Below are 3,078 nucleotides of genomic sequence, written 5' to 3'. Positions count from 1 at the left end.
CACCGCCCGGCTGGACAGGCCGGCGACGTCGGAGCCCGCGCCCGGCTCGGAGAAGAGCTGGCACCAGATCTCCTCGTTGGTGAACAGCGGGCGCAGGTAGCGCTGCTTCTGCGCGTCGCTGCCGTGGGTGACGATCGTCGGGGCGCCCATGCCGTGGCCGATCGGGTTGAGCCCACCGGCCCGGGGAGCGCCGGCACGCGCCAGCGTCTCGTTGACCAGCTTCTGGAGCTTGGGCGAGAGACCGAGACCGCCGTTGCCCTCGGGGAAGTGCACCCAGGCGAGGCCGAGGTCGAACTGGCGGCCGAGGAACTCGACCGGATCGGCGCCGCGGGGCGGCACGTCCGCGAGGAGCTTCTCGCACAGTTCGAGGACCCGTGCCTCGTCGTCGGAGCGGGCCTCGGAACGCACGGTCTCGGTGATCGCCATGCAGCCCACGGTACTTGACCGCTCGGTCAAGGCGCAGATCCGCCGGGTGCTCCACCCGCCTCGCCCGGCGCCTCTTCGCCGTCGGCACGGGCCAGCAGGCGATCGCGGACAGAGCCTCCCGGCTCGCGGATGCGCCCGCCGGCCGACCGCCAGCCCAGCCGCGACGAGTAGAGCAGCGGCGGCTCGCCCAGCCGCCCCTCCCGCACGTCGGTGACCCGTGCGAAGAACAGGTCGTGGTCGTAGCGGCCGCTGACGTGGTCCTCGACCTCGCACCGCAGCCACGAGATGCACTCGCGCACCCGCGGCAACCCGTCGACGTCGTCGAGGTAGTCGTCGGCGACATAGCGCATGCGGTGTCCCGGATACGAGAAGTACTGGCCCTGCTCGACCTGGTCCCCTGCCAGGACCGACACCGAGAACCGCCCGCTCGCCACGATGAGCGGATGCGTGTCGTGCTTCGGCGACGATGACGCCATCAGGATCGGCTCGTCGAAGCTGACCTGGCACAGCCAGTGGCTCGTGTAGGCCCGCACCACCCCGCCGTGGGCGGCGCCGATCACCTGCACGCCCTTCATCATCTGGCCGAGGCTGCGCTTGAGGTCGCGGTCGATCACACCCCGATGCTGCCCGACGCGCGGTGACCGGCCGGAACCGGCCTCCGTGGCGCTCGAGCCGGGCGCAGGGCGCGCCCTGCCGGCGCAGCCGGACGTGTGCTAGAGACACGGCCCGTGTCCGACACGTCCCCCTCCCCCGCTTCTGCTCCCCCGCCGTCGGCGCGACGCCGGACCGCTCTGATCCGCGCGGGCGTCGCCGCCGTCGTCATCGTCGTGGCCGGGGCGTGGGCGGTCGCCCGCGCCTCCGGGGGCGGTGAGGGCTGCATGAGCGGACTGCTCGATCGGCTCCCCGAGGATGTCACGGCGGTGGACGGCGCCGACCTCGACGGCGCCCGCGCGGCCGGCTACGACGACAGCGACGACGAGGCCCTGCGGCAGAGCGCCTTCGAGTTGGGGGCCGGTCCCGACCGCATCACCTCACACGTCCTGGTGGAGCGCAGGGGTGACGACGAACTGCCCTACGCCCCTGCCGACGTCGACTGCTGGGTCGCCGACCTCCAGGGGGTGGCGGCGCGGGGCTCCTTCGACGAGGACGCGGTCGAGGCCTCGGATGTCGCCGAGATGACGGTGGACGGCGACGTCCTGACCAGCGATCTCGACGGCGCGACGTCCGATGCCGCGCCGGCGGTGCTGGAGCACGTCGTCGACGTGCTCGAACAGCAGGACGCCGTGCTGATCAGGTTGGCGGCGCTCACCGACGACGGCAGGTCCGGCGCCTGGTCGGGGGTCGCCCTGGCCCCCGGCGACCCCTGGGACCTGATCGTCGTGTGGTCGCGCGCCGACGCCGACGCGGCCTCCGAGGCAGAGGCCCGCGTGCGCGATGTGCTCGACTCCGACAGCATCATCCCCGATCTGATCGAGGGTGACGCCGGCGACGCGCTCGAGCGCGACGGCGCGGTGCTGATGCTGCGCGCCCCGCTCGCCGGAGGGCCGGCGGACTGGACCACGCCGATGACGGTGCTCGACGAGGCGCTCGTCATCGACCTCGACGACGACTGAGCTCCAGCCGGCCGATCGTCCTCACGCCGCACCGTTGCGAACGGCGCCAGTCACACCGCTCGGCGTGAGCCGGTGTGCGCCGACGGCCATCACGACGTGAACAGGGGCAAACCCTCGCTACACACCTCGATCGCGAGCCACGCGGGGGCGTCGGCTGCCGGGTCGGTGACGAGGGAGAGCGTCGCAGCGACGTCGCCGGTCGGGATGAACCCGTGAACGGTCGTGAGCTGCGTCCCGTCACCGCTGTCGAAGGTGGTCGGCTCCTGCATCGTGAGAGCGGGCTCGACCGAGAGGTACTGATCGACGTACTGCTGAAGGATCGTCTCGGGATCGCCATCCACGCGGAGGATGGCGGACCAGTCCGTGCTGTCGCATCCGAGTCCGTAGCCTGGCTGGGCCACCAGAACCGAGCCGGGAACGACGTCGAGGACACCGAGCCCTCCCCACGCACGGTCGAAGGAGTCGCCCTCCTCCGGCAACGCCGGCCAGTCGCCCGGCGGCTCAGGAGGCGCGACACCTTCGCCCCCTGCCCCCCCGGACGAGGGAGTGAGCTCCTCCGACACGGAAGGCAGGCCGTCCCACCTGTCCGGCAGGGTGCTGTACCGCAGCCGCAGGTGGCTGACGGGCTCGCCCGACACCTCACCGCGCACCGCCCTGATCTCGAGGCTCCGCGGATCGGCGGCGTCGGGCGTCCTCGCGACGCCCGTCGTGCAGGTGACCTGCCGGTCGGCCATCCAGTCACACGGGCCGGGGCGCGGGGCACCGTCGTCCAACCCGGCCGCGACCGCCTGGTCCAGGTACTCCCCGACGATCTCCACCGGGTCGCCGTCGAGGATCAGCGTCGCCCACCATCCGTCGTCGACGTCTGTCGGGTCGATCAACCGCTCGGCGGGGATGGCGGTTCCGACCAGCTCCGTTCCGTCGACCACCGTGAAGCCGGGCGCGATCGTCACGGGAGCCGATGGCTCAGAGGTCGAAGGACCCTCGTCGGCGCTGGATCCGGCGGTGCATCCACCGAGCACGAGGAGGAAGACGAGCG

At 72.3% G+C, this 3,078-nt stretch carries 4 protein-coding genes; 1 reads left to right on the top strand and 3 read right to left on the bottom strand.

Going from position 1 to position 3,078, the window contains the following annotated elements; genetic code table 11:
* Together PV363_RS16835 and PV363_RS16830 are read right to left on the bottom strand one after the other, a co-directional pair.
* Positions 1–426 (bottom strand): acyl-CoA dehydrogenase family protein (locus PV363_RS16835; protein ID WP_301022958.1); only part of this gene is annotated, 426 nt, incomplete at its 3' end.
* A 26-nt stretch (positions 427–452) separates the two neighbouring features.
* A complete protein-coding gene (locus PV363_RS16830; protein ID WP_301022957.1) occupies positions 453–1,040 on the bottom strand; it encodes a flavin reductase family protein in 588 nt (195 codons plus the stop codon).
* 114 nt (positions 1,041–1,154) lie between these two features.
* Between PV363_RS16830 and PV363_RS16825 the strand changes: the two genes are divergently transcribed.
* Entirely contained in the window at positions 1,155–2,039 is an 885-nt protein-coding gene (locus PV363_RS16825; RefSeq protein ID WP_301022956.1) for a hypothetical protein, read from the top strand.
* A gap of 89 nt (positions 2,040–2,128) precedes the next feature.
* Here PV363_RS16825 and PV363_RS16820 read toward each other — a convergent pair.
* Positions 2,129–3,078, bottom strand: a 950-nt coding sequence (locus PV363_RS16820; protein WP_301022955.1) for a hypothetical protein, incomplete at its 5' end; no start/stop codon positions are given.

Source organism: Mumia sp., assembly GCF_028803055.1.
Lineage (GTDB): Bacteria > Actinomycetota > Actinomycetes > Propionibacteriales > Nocardioidaceae > Mumia.
This window is presented reverse-complemented; position numbering and strand designations above follow the sequence as displayed.